Annotated in this window: 16 protein-coding genes and 1 other RNA gene; all 17 read right to left on the reverse strand. The window is 37.8% G+C overall.

Features of this window, described 5'->3' with window-relative positions:
- Positions 1-680: 680 nt before the first annotated feature.
- The 17 genes from BCELL_RS17350 to BCELL_RS23075 all read right to left on the reverse strand — a co-directional run bounded on the left by BCELL_RS17350 (position 681) and on the right by BCELL_RS23075 (position 20597).
- Positions 681-935 carry a hypothetical protein gene (locus BCELL_RS17350; RefSeq protein ID WP_157184216.1) on the reverse strand — a complete coding sequence of 85 codons (255 nt, stop codon included), beginning with the start codon at positions 933-935 and terminating at the stop codon, positions 681-683.
- Between the two features lie 156 nt (positions 936-1091).
- On the reverse strand, positions 1092-2018 hold the full coding sequence (locus BCELL_RS17355; protein WP_013490074.1) for an MBL fold metallo-hydrolase: 927 nt from the start codon (positions 2016-2018) through the stop codon (positions 1092-1094).
- A 27-nt stretch (positions 2019-2045) separates the two neighbouring features.
- Positions 2046-3452 (reverse strand): sensor histidine kinase, encoded by a 1407-nt coding sequence (locus tag BCELL_RS17360; protein WP_013490075.1) that lies wholly within the window; start codon positions 3450-3452, stop codon positions 2046-2048.
- Positions 3445-4140: a response regulator transcription factor gene (locus BCELL_RS17365; RefSeq protein WP_013490076.1), complete on the reverse strand. Its 696-nt coding sequence runs from the start codon at positions 4138-4140 to the stop codon at positions 3445-3447. Before BCELL_RS17365 ends, BCELL_RS17360 begins: the two co-directional genes overlap by 8 nt.
- Positions 4141-4651: 511 nt before the next feature.
- Complete coding sequence (locus BCELL_RS21760) at positions 4652-8530, reverse strand: carbohydrate-binding protein (RefSeq protein ID WP_013490077.1); 3879 nt, start codon at positions 8528-8530, stop codon at positions 4652-4654.
- 190 nt (positions 8531-8720) lie between these two features.
- Positions 8721-10067, reverse strand: a complete 1347-nt coding sequence (locus tag BCELL_RS17375; RefSeq protein ID WP_013490078.1) for a glycoside hydrolase family 30 protein — start codon at positions 10065-10067, stop codon at positions 8721-8723.
- A gap of 154 nt (positions 10068-10221) precedes the next feature.
- Positions 10222-11187, reverse strand: a complete 966-nt coding sequence (locus BCELL_RS17380) for a LacI family DNA-binding transcriptional regulator (RefSeq protein WP_013490079.1) — start codon at positions 11185-11187, stop codon at positions 10222-10224.
- A 113-nt stretch (positions 11188-11300) separates the two neighbouring features.
- Entirely contained in the window at positions 11301-12152 is an 852-nt protein-coding gene (locus tag BCELL_RS17385) for a carbohydrate ABC transporter permease (RefSeq protein ID WP_013490080.1), read from the reverse strand.
- A 13-nt stretch (positions 12153-12165) separates the two neighbouring features.
- Positions 12166-13083 carry a carbohydrate ABC transporter permease gene (locus BCELL_RS17390; protein WP_013490081.1) on the reverse strand — a complete coding sequence of 306 codons (918 nt, stop codon included), beginning with the start codon at positions 13081-13083 and terminating at the stop codon, positions 12166-12168.
- A 159-nt stretch (positions 13084-13242) separates the two neighbouring features.
- A complete protein-coding gene (locus tag BCELL_RS17395; protein WP_013490082.1) occupies positions 13243-14544 on the reverse strand; it encodes an ABC transporter substrate-binding protein in 1302 nt (433 codons plus the stop codon).
- Between the two features lie 422 nt (positions 14545-14966).
- Positions 14967-15224, reverse strand: coding sequence for a hypothetical protein (locus BCELL_RS17400; RefSeq protein ID WP_013490083.1), 258 nt, complete (start codon positions 15222-15224; stop codon positions 14967-14969).
- A gap of 264 nt (positions 15225-15488) precedes the next feature.
- Positions 15489-15853, reverse strand: a transfer-messenger RNA (tmRNA) gene (gene ssrA, locus BCELL_RS22250).
- Positions 15854-16002: 149 nt separating this feature from the next.
- Entirely contained in the window at positions 16003-16470 is a 468-nt protein-coding gene (gene smpB / locus BCELL_RS17405) for an SsrA-binding protein SmpB (protein ID WP_013490084.1), read from the reverse strand.
- A 262-nt stretch (positions 16471-16732) separates the two neighbouring features.
- Positions 16733-19111 carry a ribonuclease R gene (gene rnr / locus BCELL_RS17410; RefSeq protein WP_013490085.1) on the reverse strand — a complete coding sequence of 793 codons (2379 nt, stop codon included), beginning with the start codon at positions 19109-19111 and terminating at the stop codon, positions 16733-16735.
- A 24-nt stretch (positions 19112-19135) separates the two neighbouring features.
- The gene (locus tag BCELL_RS17415; RefSeq protein ID WP_157184327.1) at positions 19136-19888 is read right to left on the reverse strand and encodes an alpha/beta hydrolase; all 753 of its coding nucleotides are present in this window, start codon (positions 19886-19888) and stop codon (positions 19136-19138) included.
- A gap of 27 nt (positions 19889-19915) precedes the next feature.
- Positions 19916-20407, reverse strand: a complete 492-nt coding sequence (locus tag BCELL_RS17420; protein WP_245546893.1) for an alpha/beta hydrolase — start codon at positions 20405-20407, stop codon at positions 19916-19918.
- Between the two features lie 40 nt (positions 20408-20447).
- Complete coding sequence (locus BCELL_RS23075; RefSeq protein ID WP_245546894.1) at positions 20448-20597, reverse strand: hypothetical protein; 150 nt, start codon at positions 20595-20597, stop codon at positions 20448-20450.
- Between the last annotated feature and the right edge of the window lie 33 nt (positions 20598-20630).

Here is a 20630-nt window from a genome sequence, read left to right on the forward strand (position 1 = left end):
GGTGAAGAACTGATGCCACATGTCTTCAAAGTAGTAGTGAACGCTCTTCTCGCTACTACGCGTGGTATCATTTCCACCGCCAAATTTATACTTTCCTTTCCTTTAAAAAAGACGATTAACTAGATTAGGTAGCTAGTTAATCGTCTTTTTTGTTTGTGATGATTTGTGGATTTCAAAAGTAGTAGCCTCTTCTCGATACTGCAGGTGACGTAGTTTCTATGGGTAGCAGAGGAGGGTCAACTACCTTTAGATAGTTTTTTCTTTGTTTATGGGGAGATGACATGGCCCCATCTTACCTTCGCACACCTTTTTCTTTGCTCACGGGCAGATGGCAGACTCCCTTCTTACCTTCACTCTTCTTTTTGCTTGCTCACGGGCAGATGGCGACCTCCCATCTTACCTTCACACTCTTTTTTCTTTGCTCAAGGGCAGATGGCAGACTCCCATCTTACCTTCACACTCTTTTTTCTTTGCTCAAGGGCAGATGGCAGACTCCCATCTTACCTTCACACTCCTTTTTCTTTGCTCAAGGGCAGATGCCACCGCCACCGCTTAACACTATCAACCTAAAAAGGGTTTGACTCATAAGGTATCAATTACCCCTTTGAGTCTAACCCTCATATTACATTTTTACATCCTCATAATTTACAAAAAATGTTCATTATGTAGATACTTTTTACTTACTGAAACTGGTTAGGATTATGATTTTGGTGCATTTGCTGCATTGGTTGGTGCATCTGTGATTGAGGTTGCATTTGTGATTGCATTTGGGTTAATCTTTCGTTTTCTTGAATAAGTTGTGTGCACATGTTTGCTAGCTGTTGTGCCTGTTGACTTGCCATACTTTCATCACGGCTAATCTGCTGAAGTTGTTGAGTAATTTGATTTAGCTGTTGGGCATGCTGTTGCTCCATACGATGCATTTGCTGAAGCATATTTTGCACCTGTGTTGTCTTGTTGTTCATTGAATTCATTGGATTTTGATACATGTTTTATTCCTCCAAGGTATTTTAAATTTTCGTACAAATTTAAAATAACCTTAAGAGTAAGAAAATATGTGAGAAAATGAATCTATCTTCAATGAAAATGTATTATCCCCAATAAGTTTCTCCTAGTTTTAATACCATTTTGTTTTCACTAGATAAATTTAATCTTTCCCATTCTTTATTAAATCTTGCCAACGCCTCTGGCCCAGTATCATCGGCTAATCGATAGGCACCATAATGCATCGGAATAAATAGATTACCTTCTAGCTCAAGGAAAGCTTTTATCGCATCCTCTGGATTGATGTGAGATGGAGCCATAAACCATTCAGGCTCATAGGCACCAATAGGCATTAAAACGATATCAAGCGTAAATCGATTTGCAATTTCTTTGAATCCGGTAAAATACCCAGTATCTCCTACAAAATAAACAGACTTTTGAGATTTATTATCCTCTATAATCCACCCGCCCCAATGAGAAGTGTTCATATCACGAAGTGACCTTCTCGTCCAATGCTGCGCAGGAACAAAGGAGAGCTTGATATTTTCATTTATTAAGAAGTCATCCCACCAATTAGCTTCTTGGACATTTTTATAGCCTCTCCTTCTAAAAGCACTTCCGAGTCCAATCGGTACATAATAAGCAGGATTACCTTTCAGTTTTTTTATCGAACCAAAATCTAAATGATCGTAATGACCATGTGAAATAACTACGATATCGATTTCAGGTAAGTCATTGATGTCGATTCCAGGTTCTGTCATCCTTTTTTGAAAACCCATTCTCTTCGCCCAGACTGGGTCCGTTATAACATTAAGCCCATCCATTTGAATAAGGAACGTTGCATGTCCAATCCAAGTAATTGAAAACTTATTTCTGTTATTTTGGAGTTCATCGATGTCCTTTGTATTTGCTAGACGTATATGCGTCGTTAAATCCTTCTTTTTCGCCTTTCTTTCCTTTGCCCACCGTCGCATATCTTTAAATGATTTTTGATTTGAAATGTCATCTAAATTTTTATATCTCGTTCTTTTCAACAATACTCACCCCATTACAACCCACACTTATTTAGCGTTTTTTGCTAACTTTAAAGTACATATAAATGTTGTTCCTTCTTTTACATCACTTTTTACATCGATTGTTGTCCCGTGTAAATCGATGATGTGCTTTACAATGGAGAGTCCGATTCCCGCTCCAGTTTTTTTAGAACGAGCCTTATCTTTTTTATAAAATCTCTCCCATATATATTTAAGGTCCTCTTCGTTAATTCCAGGTCCATAATCGGTAATACTAACCTTCGCCACGTCGCTTTCCTTCTCAATATTAACTTCTATCTTACTATCCTCATGTGAAAACTGGAGTGCGTTTTGTAGCAAATTAATAAAAACTTGATCCATTCTATTTTCATCTGCATATACGAATACATCTTCTTCACAGTGAAGCTCTAATTCGACACGCCGTTTAGAAAGTGATGGTTCCATTTTCGCAATAATGAGCCTCAATTGTTCCGTTAAATTATATGTGTTCGGCTTTATATCTATTTGATTCGCTTCTAAGCGAGCCATATGAAGCAAATCTTCTACAAGATTCATGAGACGCTCTGTTTCATTTTTCATAATAGAAAAATATTTTGAATGCTCCTCCTTTGGAATAGTCCCATCTATTAACGCACCTAAAAAACCTCGAATAGACGTTAAAGGTGAACGCAAATCGTGAGAAACGTTCGCAACAAAATCCTTTCTCATTTGATCAATACTTCCTAATTCCTCTGCCATATAATTCAGCGTTTCCCCTAGCTGCCCTACCTCATCCTTTGTCGCTATTTTTACTCGATGAGAGAAGTCGCCTTTCGCTAGTTGATAAGCACTATGATTCATTTCAATTAGCGGAGAAGTTATTTTCCTAGATGTAAAATAAATGATGATCCCTGCTAAAAATAAGGCTACAAATATCGTAAAAAGAATAATATTTCTTACTTTTTTTAGTTCTGTATCAAATTCATGAAAGACCATCACCATAGTATAGTTTTCACTTGTATTCGTTGGTAACTCAATCGGTGAGGATATCACATATAAGATCTGATCCTCATATAAAAAACGTTCTGCATGAGTATCTCCTGTTAAGGGAAGGTGACTAGTATCAACATTCATATCATGTCTTTCTAAAACTGACTTGTTATAAACAATATTTCCGTTATCGTCTACGATCGATATTGTTCTATCTCTTTGATTCATCGTAAGCTCTAAATAAGATGCAAACATTTCATCTTCCCAATTCTCTTCTTCCGCCATCTCGAAAAAATGAGTGACTTGCTCTTGCTGGTAATCATAAGTATTTTGATAACGGTGATACATTTCATTTTGTACTAAAAGGTGAAGAACGAGCCCGATAATGGTGAAGGAACTAAATAGTATAAATATATACGTGAAAAAAAGCTTAAAGAATATTCGCTTTTTCATTTTTTTAAACAAGCTCATTCACCTCGAATTTATAACCTACTCCTCGTATTGTTTTTAGTGACCATTCCCCTGATCCTTCTCCAATTTTTTCACGAATCCGCTTTATATGAACGTCAATTGTACGAGGATCACCTTCATAATCATATCCCCACACTTCGTCCAACAGCTGCTGTCGTGTAAAAACATTATTTTTATGAGAGATTAAGAAAAATAATAATTCTAGCTCTTTAGGAGGTAAAACTATTTCTTTTTCCTCACGAAGTAGTGTGTATTCTCTTATGTTTATTTTTAATCCGAATAGTGCGATTTCCTCATTAGTACCAAAATATGGATTTGTCCGCCTCATGACTGCTTTCATTCTCGCCAACACTTCTTTAGGGTCAAATGGTTTTACGACATAGTCATCTGCCCCAAGCTCTAACCCCTTAATTTTGTCGTAGCTTTCTCCTTTACCAGTAATCATAATGACAGGAACATTGCGATCCTTCCTTATTTCCCGACATACTTCCCAACCATCTATTTTCGGTAGCATAATATCTAAAACAATGAAATCAGGCTGATGATCATAATAATCGATTAAACCTTTTTCACCGTCATGTGCAATTGTCACTGCATAGCCTTCCTTTTCTAAATATAGCTTTAATAAATCGCAAATATTAGGGTCATCTTCTATTACCAATACGTTTATCGGCTGATTCACAAGATTCCTTCCCCCTTAAACAAATGATCTTCAACATTATTTTACATACATTGACACTTTATTATAGCAAGTGAATATGAACATGACATGAACAAGCACTTGGTTGGTTGGTTGGAAACTCAATTCTAGATTTACTACGTTCAGTTAATGGTACCACTCCCGAATAAACTTTAAATCTTTTACTCTCACTACTTTGAGGGTAGGTGAAATGAAGTTAACTTAGTTGCCGCTTCTAACTGTAAAATCCTCCCTTGCAAACTCCAAAAAGAGGATGCCTCATAAAGGAAAATTATCCTTTTGAGACATCCTCTATCACTACAATTATTCTACATTAAACGGTGAATACCAATTTTTCAGTGACTGTTTTTTGTGATTGCAATGGCTACGCTCGTCGCACGCCTGATAGGAAAAACTCACTCCTATCAGGCTTTTTAATGATTGCGACGGCTACGCACATTGCTTAGTGACACTGAAAAAGTGAAAGAACACCACTTTTTTCAGTGCCTTCCTACTATTCAGCGCGATATCTTTTTTTAGTTACGAAGAAGATAACGCCACCAATAGAGAGTAATATAAATCCTATTAACAAACTAGAATACATATTCGTTGCCGTATCAGGTAATTCCTCTCCTTGTTTTTCCTTCTCCTTGGAAGATTCATCGACAGCATCTACTTCTTTTTCCACTTCTTCGGAGTCAGGAGAGTCTATCTCATCGTATACTTCTTTCAGTTGATTTAACTCTTCCTGCAATTCACTGAGTCGTTCTTCTAATTCAGACAATTCATAACCTAAGTCTTCATAAAGCTGCGAGAGCTCAAGTAGTTCTAACTCTAACACTTCGATTCGTTGCTGTACATCACTTACATCATTCTCAGATTTTAATTCGTTTAATCTTTGTGTAAGGTCTGCTAGTAATGCCTCTAATTCAACTATTCTCTCCAACAACTCATTGTCTGTAGGTGGTGTTGATGGCTCTTCTTCACTAGGAGGTTCTTCATCACCAGGTACTTCTACCTCTGAATAAGAAATTAATTCAAAGTCATCAATACCTGCCCAACCATGAGATTCTCCCGCTTGTGAGAATACGCCAAATTCTATCTGACCATTTGTCACTTCTATGTTTTCAATTGTAAATGGTGTCCAAGCATCCCATGAATTTGAGAACATATCTTGTGTTAACACATCTCCACCATAATTGCGTACTTGAAGCTGAAGCGTTTCAAGTCCGCCAGATCTGACCCACACAGAAACAGCATATTCGCCATTCGGTACATCTTCAACGCGATAAGTGTATAACTCACCATCTTCTACACTATGTGTTAATTTGTATTCTCCGCTGTGAGGGAAGTCATCATCAACTGATCCATCTCCTTCCCAATCTGTTAAATCTCCAGCCTCAAAGCTCATATTCGGTAGATCGACAACAAATCCACTAACAGTCGGCGATAAAACAAGTGGATCAGATTGTTCAGACTCGTTACCAAATATGTCTTCAGCACTGATTGTAAACGAATATTCATGTCCGCCTTGAAGTGCATCAATGATGATTGAAGTTTCTGTTACTGGGCTAACTGATGCGACTCTTTCGCCATCTTGATAAATATTATACTTTAAAAAGTCGAACTCGATATTGTTGTCCCAGTATAGTTTTACTGCACCACTTCTAGGCTCTCCAGAAAAATTAGTAGGTGCTGCTGGAGCGATTGAATCCACCCCTTCTTCTGTCGTTAACGTAATAGACTGTGATGGTAACGATTCTCCCTCATTGTTATAAGCAGTTACGACGTAATTGTAAGTTGTATCTCCTGTTAGTCCATAGTCAACAAAACTTGTGTCTGAAGTAATTGTACGTTCTAAATATTCGGATGTTTGATCTTGGACAGTAAGAGAACGATAAATTTTATATCCAACTGCGCCTTCAACGCTATTCCAACTCAATTCAATATCAGAAGCGCTCAGCACGTCTCCAGCTATTCCTCCTGGTGCTTCGATATCACTAGTGGCACTAGTTGGTGCTTTCGTTGTAACACGATGTAGGCTAAAATCATCAAAGTTTGCCCAATTCCCACCGTTTGCATTTGAGAATACACCTATCTCTACTTGCCCATTCGTTACATGAATGTTTTCGATAGAAAACTGTGTCCAAGAACCAATGCCGTTTGAACCAATCTCTTTATGAATGTCATCTCCACCATAGTTTTTCGCTTCTAATCTTAGCTCTTCTTGATCACCACTCGAACGTACCCATACAGAATACGTGTAAGTTCCGTTTGGCACTTTGATAGTTTGGTAAGTACTTTGCATATAATCGTCACCAAGCCAGTGATCAACCTTGTATGAACCAGTACGCGCCTCAGAAATCGTTACATTATGGGCGGCATCTTGTCCACCTGGGTTCCAGCCAGACCAATGCTTCATATCTCCTGTCTCAAAACTACCGTTATTCACATAGTTCAATGTATCTTGGAAAAAGTCTGTTGAAAACTGGAACCAGTTTACATTTACAGGCCCCTGGAATACTAAATATAAATCGTTTATTCCATCAACTCCTGTCACATCAACCGGTGCAGAGATTGTTTTCCAATCGAGCCAACCACCAGTGTTACTAATATCAACAGTTCCAATTAAGTGACCATCCGGTGAACCAACACGAAATTCAATGCCTGAATCCCACGCAGTAGCAACACGAGTTAGTACACTATTAATTTCACTATCTAAATCAACGTTTTCAAATCGAATGTAATCGTCTGTATCGATACCACCAACGAACGATCCACCACCAATATCATCCGTGTTTTCGATATTCAATTCCGTCGATGCTTCTGAAAAATTCTCTGCTTGCATTCTAGATAATCCGGAAACAATCGTTGATCCACTTTGCTCCCCATCCCAAGTAAATGTGATGACAGAACCAGCATCTAATTCATAAATAAATGATTGTGATCCCCAACGTACTTTAAATTCTCTTGCGGCATTCGTATTGTTCATTGCTATTAATGCTTTCGATCCATCTGGATTCATAAATGCGACATTTTGAATACTATTTGTTCCTAGATCAGATGATTCTATTCTTTCAGCACCTGGTTGAACAAATTTGCTTGCATGCCCTAGAATATAGTATTCTTCATTTCTCGTAATCTCATTCGTTTCAGAGTCTATCGTTACAACACCTCGACAATCGGAACATCCACCTGTAATTCTGTCGTCATCTTCATTTTCTGGTGGTGTAATTGGACCAGCGTTTTCATCCAATGCTAAGTTCCAAAGCAAGACGCTCTTGCTCCAGTTACGAATTGATCCAATCATAATGTTTTCCATATTCCATGCTAGGTTTTCTCCAAAATCTGTTGCCCAATCTCCACCTGAGCATTCTGTAAACCAGATTCCTTTATCCGGGTGCTCATTGTTGATTAATGATTGGTTTCTAAAATCCCCTGCATAACAGTGAAAGGCCGTACCTGCAACGTACTCTTTCACCTCATCATCTTCGAGAACTTCTAAAGGATACTCAGGCTCATTCCAGTTATGGTCCCAAATGATTATTTTCGTATCAATATTGTTCTCTTCGAACGCAGGTCCTAAATGATTTTTAACAAACTCAGCTTGCGCACTTGCAGTCATTCTCATTGTTGGATAACCGTATTCAGAGCCACCGTCACCAGACTCATGATGTGGTTCATTTTGTACAGTAACCGCGTATACATCAATACCTTCTTCTTGATAAGCCTCTATAAATTTCACAAAATAATTAGCGTATGTGTCATAATGCTCTTCTTTCAAGCGGCCGCCATTTAATGTTTCTGGCTCCTTCATCCAGGCTGGTGCACTCCATGGACTAGCCATTATTTTAATATCTTCTTGAATATCCACTATCTCTTGGAGAACAGCGATAACATCTGCATCCTCTTCTATCGTGAAGTGCTCTAAATCTGGATCTGTTTCACCTTCTGGCATATCGTTATACGTAAATCTTTTCGTGTTAAAGTCAGATGCACCCATTGTCACTCTCAAAAAACTAAAGTTTGCATCCTCTTCTTCATTTCCAAAAAGTTCACTTAACAATTCTGTACGTTCTTCTGCTGGTAGTCGATTGATTAAGTAGGCTGACGAGCCAGATAAGGCTGCGCCAAATCCGTCCATCTCTTGGTAGGTTGTGTGTTCATTGACATCGATTGTCGTAGATTTACTTGGAGTAAGACTATCATCTTGAAAATATATTTTATCTACTTTCTCTAGTTTTTTAGATTCATCTGCTTGCGTTAGCCATGCTTCAACTTCTATATCTGTGTCATTTGCAAATGTTGTATTCATAAAAGAAGTAGAAAATGGAGAAACAACTAATAATACAGTCGCTAAAATGATCGATAAATGCTTTACTTTATTTTTCAATTTCATCTCCCTTTCTTTTCACTAAATTTTTTAAATATTCAATCAATATTTTTTAACACTATGAAGCTACCCTCCTTTCAAATTGATTACTATAATATCGTTATCTTTCAGCAAGAATGATAACGTTATCAATATTATGTAGATGCTCCGAAAGTGCAACTTACCTTCCGGAGCACTTGAAAAATCTAAGTTAGTTAATAATAAATGTGCTTATCGATCTTGCTGGCACATGAATCTCAGCGTTACTATCTTCCACGATTACGTTTGTGTTTAAGCTTGCTTCATTTTCATTTAAGACAATGACAACCATTTCACCATTGCTATTTTTAAAGGCTGTAATAGATACACCCTCTAAACCACTTGTAACACCAATTCTTCTAGCACCTGGCTTTATAAATTTACTGAAATGTCCAATGTAATAATATGAACTATTATAATGAACTTCGTCCTTTTTCGTATCAACAATAATCGGGGCATCACAATAGTTGCCTACATGATTCGGTCCACCTTGTTCATTTAAGACAATATTCCAATCTATGAAACCTTCTAGCCAATTGTTCATATCACCTATAATGTTTCTTGCGTACCTTTCTCCCGTATGCCATGCACCTAGCTGTACTCCGCCTTCTATGCATCCTTCTGTAAATAATAAGTGCTTGTCAGGAAAAGCGTCATGAACTTTTGATAGATTTTCAAATTCTTCAGATACGTACCAATGGTTTCCTGTACCCCAAACGTACTTAGCCGCCTCAGGATCTGATAAAACTGTTGATGCGCGTTCAACGATAACATCACGATTATGATCCCAGATGATAATATTTTTATCTTGTAAGCCATTTTTTTCTAATGTTGGTCCTAAATAGTTTTTAACAAAATCTCGCTCCTCTTCAGCTGTATAAATGCAGGAATCCCACGTTTGTACTGCTTCAGGCTCATTTTGTACTGATACTCCCCAGATTGGAATACCTGCGGCTTCCATCTCTTGAATATATTTAACATAATAGTTTGCCCACACTTGACGGTATTCGTCCTTTAGCTTACCACCATGGTTCATTTCATCATTTGTTTTCATCCACGCTGGTGGACTCCACGGTGAAGATAATAGTGTAAGCTGTTCACCTGCTTTATTCGTTGCATCCTTGATAAGAGGGATGACATATTTTTGTTCTCTTTCAATAGAAAAAGATGCTAGTGATTCATCTCCGTCTTCAACGTAAGTATAGTTTTCTAATGCAAAGTCACAGCTATGAATATGTGTCCTCCCTAGGTTATAGCCTAGACCATTTGTTTTATCAAAATAGGCACTAAGGACACTCTCTCTTTTTTCTGGTGAAATTTGCGCTAAACTATATGCTGCTGCTTCCGTAAAAGCACCACCAAATCCCATCCATTCTTGGTATTCCTTTGATGCATCTATTTCAATGGTATTTTCTAATTTTTCTTGATGAGTATTTTTCGTTAATTGTACCGTTGGCTGTTCTTCCCACTTCTTATTCGATTGTTGACTTGTTTGGATTACTTTTACTTTCTTTGACATTTGCTAAAACCTCCAAGTTGTAAACTTACTTTTATGAAAATGCTGAGAATGTTATATTACAATCTCATATTCAATTTAGTGTTTATGAACAATTTTTTTCTTCTACAAGTAAAATGTTAACGTTAACATTTTGCTGTGAAAAAATAGTCTGCCTTTACTCTTTCATAAAGACAGAGTTGTTAAATAGTATTTGGGGCTTTATCATTTTTTGAATCATCGGTGTTTCTGGTTTTTCTATTTTTTCTATTAACAGCTCTGCAAGCTCCTTACCGGCTTCATAAACTGGTTGTTGTACGGTTGTAATCTTTGGATCCGTTAACATTTCGTAACCTAAACCATCAAATCCAGTAACAGATACATCATGGGGAACATTTTTCTTAAATTGTCTACATGCTCTGATTGCCCCTAAAGCGAGCGCGTCACTCGTACAACATATTGCAGAAACATTACTTTCACCTAACAGCTCTATCGCCTTGTAATACCCACCTTGTTCGTTATTTTCCCCGAATTTAATTAAGTCAGATCGAACAGGTATTCCGTGTTCTGTAAGGGCTTTCTTATATCCATTTAATCTATCAAACACATATCTACGATTAATATCGTTGATGACAATAATACCAATGTCTTTGTGGCCAGATTCAATAAGATGTTTTGTCATGTCATATGCGCCAGAAAAGTTATCTACGTCTACTGAATCGATATCTAAGTCTGAATGCCCAAATAATACAGTCGGAACGGAGAATTTCTCTTTAATGAGTGGTTCTTCATCCTTACTAATACCCATTGCAATAATGCCATCGCACTTGTATGGAAAATCCCAATCACGACGAACAAGAAATGAATAATATTTTTCACTCAATGCGTCACTTATCCCTGCCACAAAATGCATCCCAAATGGATCTACCATTCTAATCTCTTGCTTAATAAACACATGAATAACACGTGTTTTATTAGAAACGAGCGCTCTGGCAGCTTGATTACCTTGATACTTCAATTTTTCTATGACACTTTCTACTTTTTCACGCGTTTCCTTTTTTACAATTTCAGGGTTATTTATTACTCTTGAAACTGTAATAACAGACACCCCAGCATACTTGGCTACTTCTTTCATATTAGCCATTAAAATCACCCTATCGACATTTAAGATATATTTAATTCATATTATATCTTAAATTTTCAGTAATAAATAACTTATATAGTAAAATTCTCACTTTTATAAAGGTGCCCAAGTCATTAGCTCTTGACAGCACCCTCTGACAGACTTTGAATAAATAAACGGTTAAACATTAAGAATACGATAAGTAGTGGAACGGTTGCCCAGAATGTTCCTGACATAATCATTCCATAGTCCATTTGTCGTGCGTCGTTTAGTGCACGTAGTGCAACTTGTAACGTGTGCACTGATGGGTCACGTAATACAACGATCGGCCATAAGAAGTCATTCCATACGTGCATGAACACGATTATCCCTAACGTTGCGAATGCCGGTAAAATCATTGGTACGACGATGTTCCAATAAATTCGGAAGTTTGAGCATCCGTCTATTTTCGCAGCTTCAATGATTTCGTACGGTACCCCTTCTTTAATGTACTGTCTCATCCAGAAAATACCGAATGCGTTAATTAAACCAGGAATAATAATCGCACGGAAATCGTTCAACCAACCTAAAGTTGTAATGATGTAGTACTGTGGAATTAACCCTAATTGCGGTGGTACCATCATCGTCACAAGAATAATCCCGAATAAAACATTTTTCCCTTTAAAATCAAGCTTCGAGAACGTGTAGCCTGCTAATGAACATAGGAATAGTACACCAAAAGTGATTGACGCAGATACAAATAACGAGTTACCCATTGCACCGAAGAAGTCGATATTCCCTAACACCTTTTGGAAGTTTCCAACCAAATCAGAACCTGGTGTAAACGGTGGTGGTACGGTGTTGATTTCTCTATTTAATCTCGTTGCCATAACGAACATATAGTAAAACGGAAATAGGGAAGCCATTGAACCAAACACTAAGAACAAATAAACGAAGGCCCTTTTAAGAGAAAACTTCCCTGATCCAACTTCTTTATTTTTAGCCATAGTAAGTTCCCTCCTAAACTACTTTCTTTGATTTGCCGACTCTATTTGTAATGAGTAAGTTAATCGCCGTTAAAATAATGATGATGAAGAATAATGCAATTGCTGCTGCAGAGGCTGTACCAAACGAGTTATACACGAATGCATCTCTCCATAAGTAAGCAACCATTGTAATACCTTCTTCACGAAGTCCTCTTCCGAGGAAAATTAAAGGCTCTGTGAATAGTTGGAACGCACCGATTGTCGCTGTAAATACAACAAACATTAAAATTGGCTTTAACATTGGAAGTGTAATCATTCGAATTTGTTGAGCGACAGTTGCCCCATCAATTTTCGCTGCTTCATACAAGTCTTTCGGAATACTTTGCATTCCTGCTAAGAAAATGATCGTATTATATCCGACCCATCTCCAAAATACCATTGTCGAAATAGCGATCTTTACTGGCCAATACTCTTGATTCCAACGAATCGGATCGATATCAAACATGCTTAAAATATAGTTTACGAAACCAAATGGCTGGTTATTAAACACAACACCGAAAATAATCGCAACGGCTACAACCGACGTAATGTACGGTAAGAACACTAACGTTCTAAACGTATTACGGAATCGAATCAATGCAGAATTGAGGGCAAACGCCAATAATAGCGCTGCTACAATTTGCGGAAGTGTCCCCATCAGTCCAATGATGAATGTGTTTAAGATTGATGAGAAAAATACAGAATCTCCAAAGATGATCTCAAAGTTACGTAATCCGACATATGTCATTGGCGTTAAGCCGTCCCAGCGGAAAAATGATAAGTAAAAGCTAAATACCATTGGGAATAAGCCGAAAATCGCAAACAAAATAAAAAATGGAGAAATAAACAAGTAAGCTGATAAAGCAGTTCGTTTTTTCTCAGAGAGCTTTCTAGTTTTTACGGTTGTCTCCAATCTATTTCCCTCCTCTAAAAAATAGTAGGTAGATATTCACTTATTGCTATATTTTGTCTACACGCTGAAGAGGTAACCATTAATTTATAGTAGAAAAAACAGAAGGGTATGGAACGATACTTCCATACCCTCCGATAAAGGTTTCAAAATAATTACTTATTATTGTCTCTCAAGTAAACTATGAACACGCTCAAGCATTGCTTCCCACTCTTCGTCTGGGTCGCTTCCAGCTGCTACGTTGTCTAATGCTTCTACCATTTCTTCATTTACATTTTGATAGTTTCTACCTTTGTATACTGGAAGAACTGCCTCTGCTGCTTCTGAGAATACTTGTGCAGTGTTAATACCACCGAAGTATGGGTCTGAATACTCTTGGAATTCAGGCATGTCATATACAGCTGGTGCTGATGGGAATAATCCATAGCCTTCATACGCTTTCAACTGTTGCTCTGGTGCAGTTAGCCATTTGATAAACTCATAAGCTTCTTCTGGATGCTCACTTTCAGCAGGAATTGCTAAATAAGATCCACCCCAGTTACCTGACCCTTCAGGCATTGTCGTAATTGACCATACACCTTCTTCAGGGCTGTTATCTTTGATTTGTCCTTGCATCCAAGCTGGCGCTATCATAACTGCGTATGAACCGTCATCCATCCCGCCATACCATTCAGCAGACCATAAATCAATTTCACCTACTAATCCTTGTTGATATAAATCTGCTGTGTAGTTAAATGCTGCTCTAATTTCATCATGATCATCAATAATCAGTTCATCTGAGCTGTTAAAATATTGCTGAGTAGCTTGTGCACGTTTTGCGTTATAAATAAGCTCTCCATTATCTGCGATAAATTTACCAGTTGCGTCATGGATTTCTTGTGCTACTCTAGCAAAATCATCCCATGTTTCTAACAATTCAGAAACCGCTTCTGGAGAAGAGTCAAAACCAGCTTCTTCAAATACGTCTGTACGATAGTACATTACTGATGGACCGATATCCGTTGGTAAACCGAATTGGAAGGAACCATCTGCACTTTGTCCATACATCCAAACCCAATCTAAAAATTCCCCTTCGACTTCTGATGCACCAAGGTCATATAAATTGTAGAAGCCATTCTCAGCTACTTTAAATCTCTCAATAGCACCTTCTTCAATCATCGCAATATCTGGTGCCCCACTATTAGCTGAAAGTGAAGTGAATAAATTATCATGAGAATCTTCAAAACTACTATTTTGCAGGTTAATTGAAATGTGTGGATTCATCTCAACATATTCTTCTATTAATACATCGTATCCTGTGTTACCTGATTCCCAAAATACGAGTTCAATTTCTGCATCGTCGCTACCGATATGCGTGATCTCTGTATCATCATCTGCGTCTGCCCCTTCATTATTGCCACCACATGCAGCAAGTAAGCTAGCCGCTATGATCGTTGTTGCTCCTAGTTTCCAATATTTATTCATCGTATTGCCCCCTATTATTATTATTATAATTTCATGACAATGACTGCTTTTTTCTTGGATAATTTTTAAGTATGCCTCGCCTCCTCATCTAAACTCAATTGATAATGTTAACGTTAACATTATTGTATTTTGGAATCGTTTACATGTCAATAGTTTTTATAATATTCATTTTCTAAATATAAAAGATACTCTAAAAGTATTGATTTATCAATGTTTTTAAGTTTATCTTTTTTTTATATTTTAATGATAACGTTAACATAAATGTGAAACAATTCTCAAACTTTACTCTTATGAATGGTCTACTTCTCACATATCTATTACCTTACTAAATGAACTATGACAGAAAATATGAGATAACTAAAGGGGCTTGAAGGGAAAAACCACCTTGTAAGGTGGCAGTATAGGGAACAACAATATTCGTATTAATGAACAATTGATTGAACTAAAAAGAGGAGACAATATTTTACCGCTAATACTACTACGATTAAACCAATGAGTTCCGTCTTTTTTATTTGTTGGAAGATCGCACCTAAAATAAGCAAAAAGAGCGGTGCAAAGATAAAAGGGTTATACACAGGAGTATTTGATTCAGCCATATTGGAAATGCCGTAACCTAAAAATACAAAGATAAAGACAATGATAGTTGAAATTACATTTATTGCGATTTTATACTTTAGCAAAAAATCCCCCCCTAACAAAGCACATATTACCATATGCAGTAGGACTTTTTACTTGATTTAACAGATTTTTTAAATTTTGAAATAAAAATAAAACATAAACTATTAAAGACAGTTGATGTGGAATTTTCTAATGACATCTTTTTTTTACTTGTCTTTAAAATTTATGCAACATAAAACAACTAATTATTTGTGATGAAGCCTATCAAAAAAGGTCATAAATCTAAATAATTTAATAAAAATAAAAAAACCACCATAAGCTATGTATGGTGGAGACGGTGGGAATCGAACCCACGTCCAAGAGTAACGCAACTTAAGCGTCTACGAGCGTAGTTAGTTTATTAGCATTTCGCTAACACTTCAGCCAACTAACAGGCTTCCGTGTAGCTAGCCCGATTGATCTCTTCCTCTTGTCCTCAGGCGGTGGACGCAAGGCGTATCCCACTTAGAGTGAGTCCCTGATCCTTCACATGGGCGATGAAGGGAGGAACCGCAATTATGCTAGCTTACGCTGCAAATGCGAAATTGTCTTCTTGTTTGCCAACTATAGGCGTTGAGCGTTTTATACGAGGACACTCAGCTCGGCTCGCAACTTAAGCACGACCTACCCCTGTCGAATCCAGAACGTCCCCAAGATAAAAAAATCGGAGAATCGTTACGGATAGAATAGATCACTCTTAAATGCTATTCAGTTGTTTCCTTAACGGTATAATGAGTATAACATATTTGATGCTAAGTTCAAATGGTAACGTCCACCAAGGATGGAAACTCCATTTTAGTATTAGCGTCCTAACTGGCTATCCTTAAATGCACGTTGAATTTCTCTTTTTGCATCCTTTTTCTTCAAATCTTCACGCTTATCGTATTTCTTTTTCCCTTTTCCAAGGCCTAATAGCGTTTTTGCAAAACCATTTTTAATATAGATTTTCAAAGGAACAAGTGTATATCCTTTTTCTCTCGTAAGGCCGATAAGCTTGTCAATTTCCTTTTTATGCATGAGAAGCTTACGTGTTCTAACAGGGTCATGATTATAGCGGTTTCCCTGCTCATAAGGGCTTATGTGCATATTGTGTAACCATACCTCGCCATTGCTTACTCTTGCAAAGGAATCTTTCAGGTTTCCTCTCCCGTTACGGAGCGACTTGATCTCCGTTCCGGTTAACACCATTCCAGCTTCATATGTTTCCTCAATATGGTAATCATGTCTTGCTTTTTTGTTTTGGGCAATTAATTTTCCTTCTGTTGCCATATTGAATACATCCTCTCCATCTCGCTCGTTCCTATATCATACCAAAATAAGGGATGCGCTTCAATTTTTTGCTTGTTTAGCTTTCTATATAATGGAGCGGACTCAAAAGGATTATTTTTGAAGGCACTGAAAAAGTTACTCTGTACTTTTTCAGTGACCTCCTAAATTTACCTTATCAGTCCCTCCCTTTTACTTCTACAATAAAAAGTTTCCTTTGTATCCATGGCGAGAAATAAGTATTCGCTCTCAAAAGAAATCAACATTACTTCCGCTTCTTTTTCCCTTTCTTCCTTTTACTCGCTGGGGCGTTTTCAAAGAACTTTTTCTTCTTTTTCTTTTTTCCGCCATTTCCAGATCCGCCACCATTGCCACCAGTTGCTTGGCCTTGTCCCTTTTTACGACGACCCTTTTTAGCGTCACCATCTTTTTCACTACCTGGACCTTTCTTCTTACGTGTTGGGCGAATTCCACCTTCAATGACACGTGGACGATCTTGGCGACGTTCCTTACGTGGTTTCATGCCTACAACTTCAAAGTCAATGATACGTTCATCTACATTAACGTTAATCAATCGCACTTCGATTTCATCGCCGATTCGAAAGACATTCCCTGTTCTTTCCCCAATCATAGCATATTGTTTTTCATCATAATGGTAGTAGTCGTCTGTCAAATAGCTCACGTGTACAAGACCTTCGATCGTATTTGGTAGCTCCACAAAAATACCGAAGTTTGTTACACCGCTAATCATACCATCATATTCTTCGCCTATCTTGTCAGCCATATATTGAACTTTTTTCAGTTCGTCTGTTTCTCGACTAGCATCCTCCGCACGGCGTTCCATTTCCGAAGAATGCTTAGCAATTTCATATAGCTTTTCATTCCATTTTTCTATCGTTTTATCGTCTGTTTTTCCTTCAATTAAATACGTACGAATCAATCGATGTACGATTAAATCTGGATAGCGGCGAATTGGTGATGTAAAGTGTGTATAAAAATCGGCTGATAAACCGAAGTGACCTACATTTTCAGGGTCATATTTTGCTTGCCTCATTGAGCGCAGCATTACAGTACTGATGACAGCCTCTTCTGGCTCACCTTTTACTTGATCTAAAAGCTCTTGGAGTGCTCGTGGATGAACTGTATTTGCAGCTCCTTTCACGACATAACCAAAGTTCGTAATAAATTCTAAAAACTTGTTCAGCTTTTCTTCATCAGGGTCTTCATGAATACGGTACATGAATGGAACCTTCATCCAATGGAAATGCTCAGCGATTGTTTCGTTTGCCGCAAGCATGAACTCTTCAATTAACCGTTCGGCTACAGAGCGTTCTCGCATAACTACGTCTGTAGGTGTACCATCTTCATCGACGAGTACCTTTGCTTCCTTAAAATCAAAGTCGATTGCTCCGCGAGCCATTCTTTTATTTCGAAGAATTTCCGCAAGCTCTTCCATCCCTTTGAAAAATGGTATAAGTGACTCGTAGCGCTTCGATACCTCTTCGTCTTCCTCTTGTAATATTTTCCGAACGTCTGTATAAGTCATACGTTCAGTCGTGTTAATGACACTCTGGAAAATCTCATGATTCACAAGCTCTCCATTTGGAGAAAACTCCATATTACATGATAGTGTTAGACGGTCAACCTGTGGATTTAATGAACAAATTCCATTTGATAGCCTATGTGGTATCATCGGAATCACTCGATCCACTAAATAACAACTCGTTGCACGTTCAGCAGCCTCTTTATCAATAGGTGAGTTTTCCTTTACGTAATACGATACATCTGCAATATGTACGCCTAGCAGATAGTTACCGTTTTCTAGTTTTTTCACTTGAACGGCATCATCTAAGTCTTTCGCATCAGCACCATCTATGGTCACAATTGTTTCATCACGTAAATCACGACGGTTTTCTAGCTCTGATGGATCAATCTCATTCGGAACTGAATTTGCGTGATCTAAAGTCTCTTGGTCAAATTCGCCTGGAAGTCCATGCTTGTAAATAACAGACAAAATATCGACACCAGGATCATTTTTATGCCCTAGCACTTCAAGTACATGCCCTTCAGCACTCATTCGTCCTTCAGGGTACTTGACGATTTCAACGAGTACTTTGTGGCCGTCGACAGCGCCCCCTTCAGATCCTTTTGGGATAAAAATATCGTTTGGTATGCGCTTATCATCTGGGACAACAAAACCATAATGCTTGTCGTCTACGTATGTCCCAACTGTTCTTGTTGTTCCTCTTTCTAAAATACGGATAATTGCCCCTTCAGGTTTTTCCCCTGTAGAGCCAGTGTGTAATCTTACGAGCACTTTATCCTTGTTCATTGCACCGTTCATTTCTGCACTAGCAATGTATACATCATCGTGCTCGACTTCTGTTTTAACAAATGCAAAGCCTTTCGGATGCATAATTACTTCTCCACGCAGTAGATTCATCTTATCGGGTATGCCGTACCGATTACTTCTCGTTCGTACAAGCTCCCCTTCTTCTTCTAATTCGTTTAAAAGCTTTACAAACTCTTTAAACTGACTTGAGTCAGATAACCCTAGCGCCTCTTCAATATCTTTAATCGCAAGTGGTTTTACTGCCTCTTCTTTCATAAAAGTCAGTAGTCGTTCTTTCGTCATTTCACTCATTTTATCGCTCCTTTCCTAGGGCGTTTATACACTCCAATCTAGTCTTTCAAGAAAAGCGTACACATCTTCGTGTAACTGATCCTTCTCCTTATCTAACGTAATAACATGCCCTGAGTTTTCATACCATTTTATCTCTTTTTCATCAGATTGAATTTCCTCATAGATGATATTTGCGCTATTTGTATCAATCATGTGATCATTTCGAGCTTGAACAACAAGGGTCGGTGCGTAAATCATATCAACATTGCTACGGACATCCTCATTATTTTTCCGCATAGATTGTAGTAGCTGTTGTAATTCTGGCCCGTCGAAGTTATCCATTTCCTCTTCGATTTGTGCTTTTTCCTTCTTCTCATGCTCCTTATACTTTTTTGCATATTCCAACACACCTGTATGTAATCGATCAAGGCTCTTTTGGATCGAAATTGGTGCACACATTGGTATTATGCCCTTTACTGGTAGTGTGTACCCTACTTTAAGAGAAAATACACCACCGAGAGAAAGTCCACCAACAGCAATCTCCTCGTAGCCAAGGTCTTTTAAATGCTGATAGCCTTTTTGAACATCTTCCCACCAGTCTGCTGGAGAATAATGCAGTAGTTCTTCTGGTGGCACCGCGTGTCCTTTATATTGAGGTGCATGAGACGTATATCCTTTTTTCTCCAAAAATCTTCCTAGCATTCTTACATCTGCTGAATTCCCTGTAAATCCATGTAACAATAGTACTGCTCTCTTCCCTGCTTCAAATGTAAACGGCTTTGGCTGTGTAATTTTCATCATCTATCAAATACTCCTTTATTACGTTCAACTTAAAAATGCGTCGATCCGTATTAGTAATTTATCTTTTTCTTGTCCAAACCAAATATAATGCTTTGCGTTCGGAAAATAATAAAGTCTTTTTTCCTCTGATTGAATTTGGTTATAAATAAACTGTGCACTCTTTTTTGGAGGAACTAAGCCATCGTTCTCCCCTTGAATAATTAATGTCGGTGTTTTAATATTTTTAAGATGCCGTCTTAATTGACGAACCATAATAGAAAACTCTTTAGTAGCTATTAAAGGCGTTTCCTTCACCTTTTGTCGGTAAAACTGATAAAGCTTGTCGTCCGACAATTCTCCTCGGAGACCCTCTAAAAACCAGCCCGTTATATCTTTTACGATTTGTCTTGGATTGATATAATACGCTGCAGCACTTAAAAGTACGAGTTTATGAATTGGATACTTTGTCGCAATGTAACTGGCAATCATTCCTCCCATTGAAAAACCAATAACATATACTTTTTCACACCGCTTCAATAGCTCTTCCACAGCAACTGTCGCGGCATAAATCCAATGCTTATGTTACTCCTCTTAACCCTTCCTTGGACCCATGCCCGGGAAAAGTAGGTGAATAAACTAGCCAATGCTTTTTTGCAAAATAAGAGGTAATAGCTTCTATTTCCTTCGGTGTCCCTGCAAAGCCGTGTAAGCATAAGCATCCAATCATATTATGACCACTCTCACTTTTGGAATTCTATAT

It is taken from the genome of Evansella cellulosilytica DSM 2522 (assembly GCF_000177235.2).
GTDB lineage: Bacteria > Bacillota > Bacilli > Bacillales > Salisediminibacteriaceae > Evansella > Evansella cellulosilytica.

Coding starts and splice junctions, on each gene's coding strand:
- BCELL_RS17350 (WP_157184216.1), bottom strand. CDS start 935: ATGCTTCAGCAAATGCATCGTATGGAGCAACAGCATGCCCAACAGCTA.
- BCELL_RS17375 (WP_013490078.1), bottom strand. CDS start 10,067: ATGTCAAAGAAAGTAAAAGTAATCCAAACAAGTCAACAATCGAATAAG.
- BCELL_RS17380 (WP_013490079.1), bottom strand. CDS start 11,187: ATGGCTAATATGAAAGAAGTAGCCAAGTATGCTGGGGTGTCTGTTATT.
- BCELL_RS17385 (WP_013490080.1), bottom strand. CDS start 12,152: ATGGCTAAAAATAAAGAAGTTGGATCAGGGAAGTTTTCTCTTAAAAGG.
- BCELL_RS17395 (WP_013490082.1), bottom strand. CDS start 14,544: ATGAATAAATATTGGAAACTAGGAGCAACAACGATCATAGCGGCTAGC.
- smpB (WP_013490084.1), bottom strand. CDS start 16,470: ATGGCAACAGAAGGAAAATTAATTGCCCAAAACAAAAAAGCAAGACAT.
- rnr (WP_013490085.1), bottom strand. CDS start 19,111: ATGAGTGAAATGACGAAAGAACGACTACTGACTTTTATGAAAGAAGAG.
- BCELL_RS17415 (WP_157184327.1), bottom strand. CDS start 19,888: ATGAAAATTACACAGCCAAAGCCGTTTACATTTGAAGCAGGGAAGAGA.
- BCELL_RS23075 (WP_245546894.1), bottom strand. CDS start 20,597: ATGATTGGATGCTTATGCTTACACGGCTTTGCAGGGACACCGAAGGAA.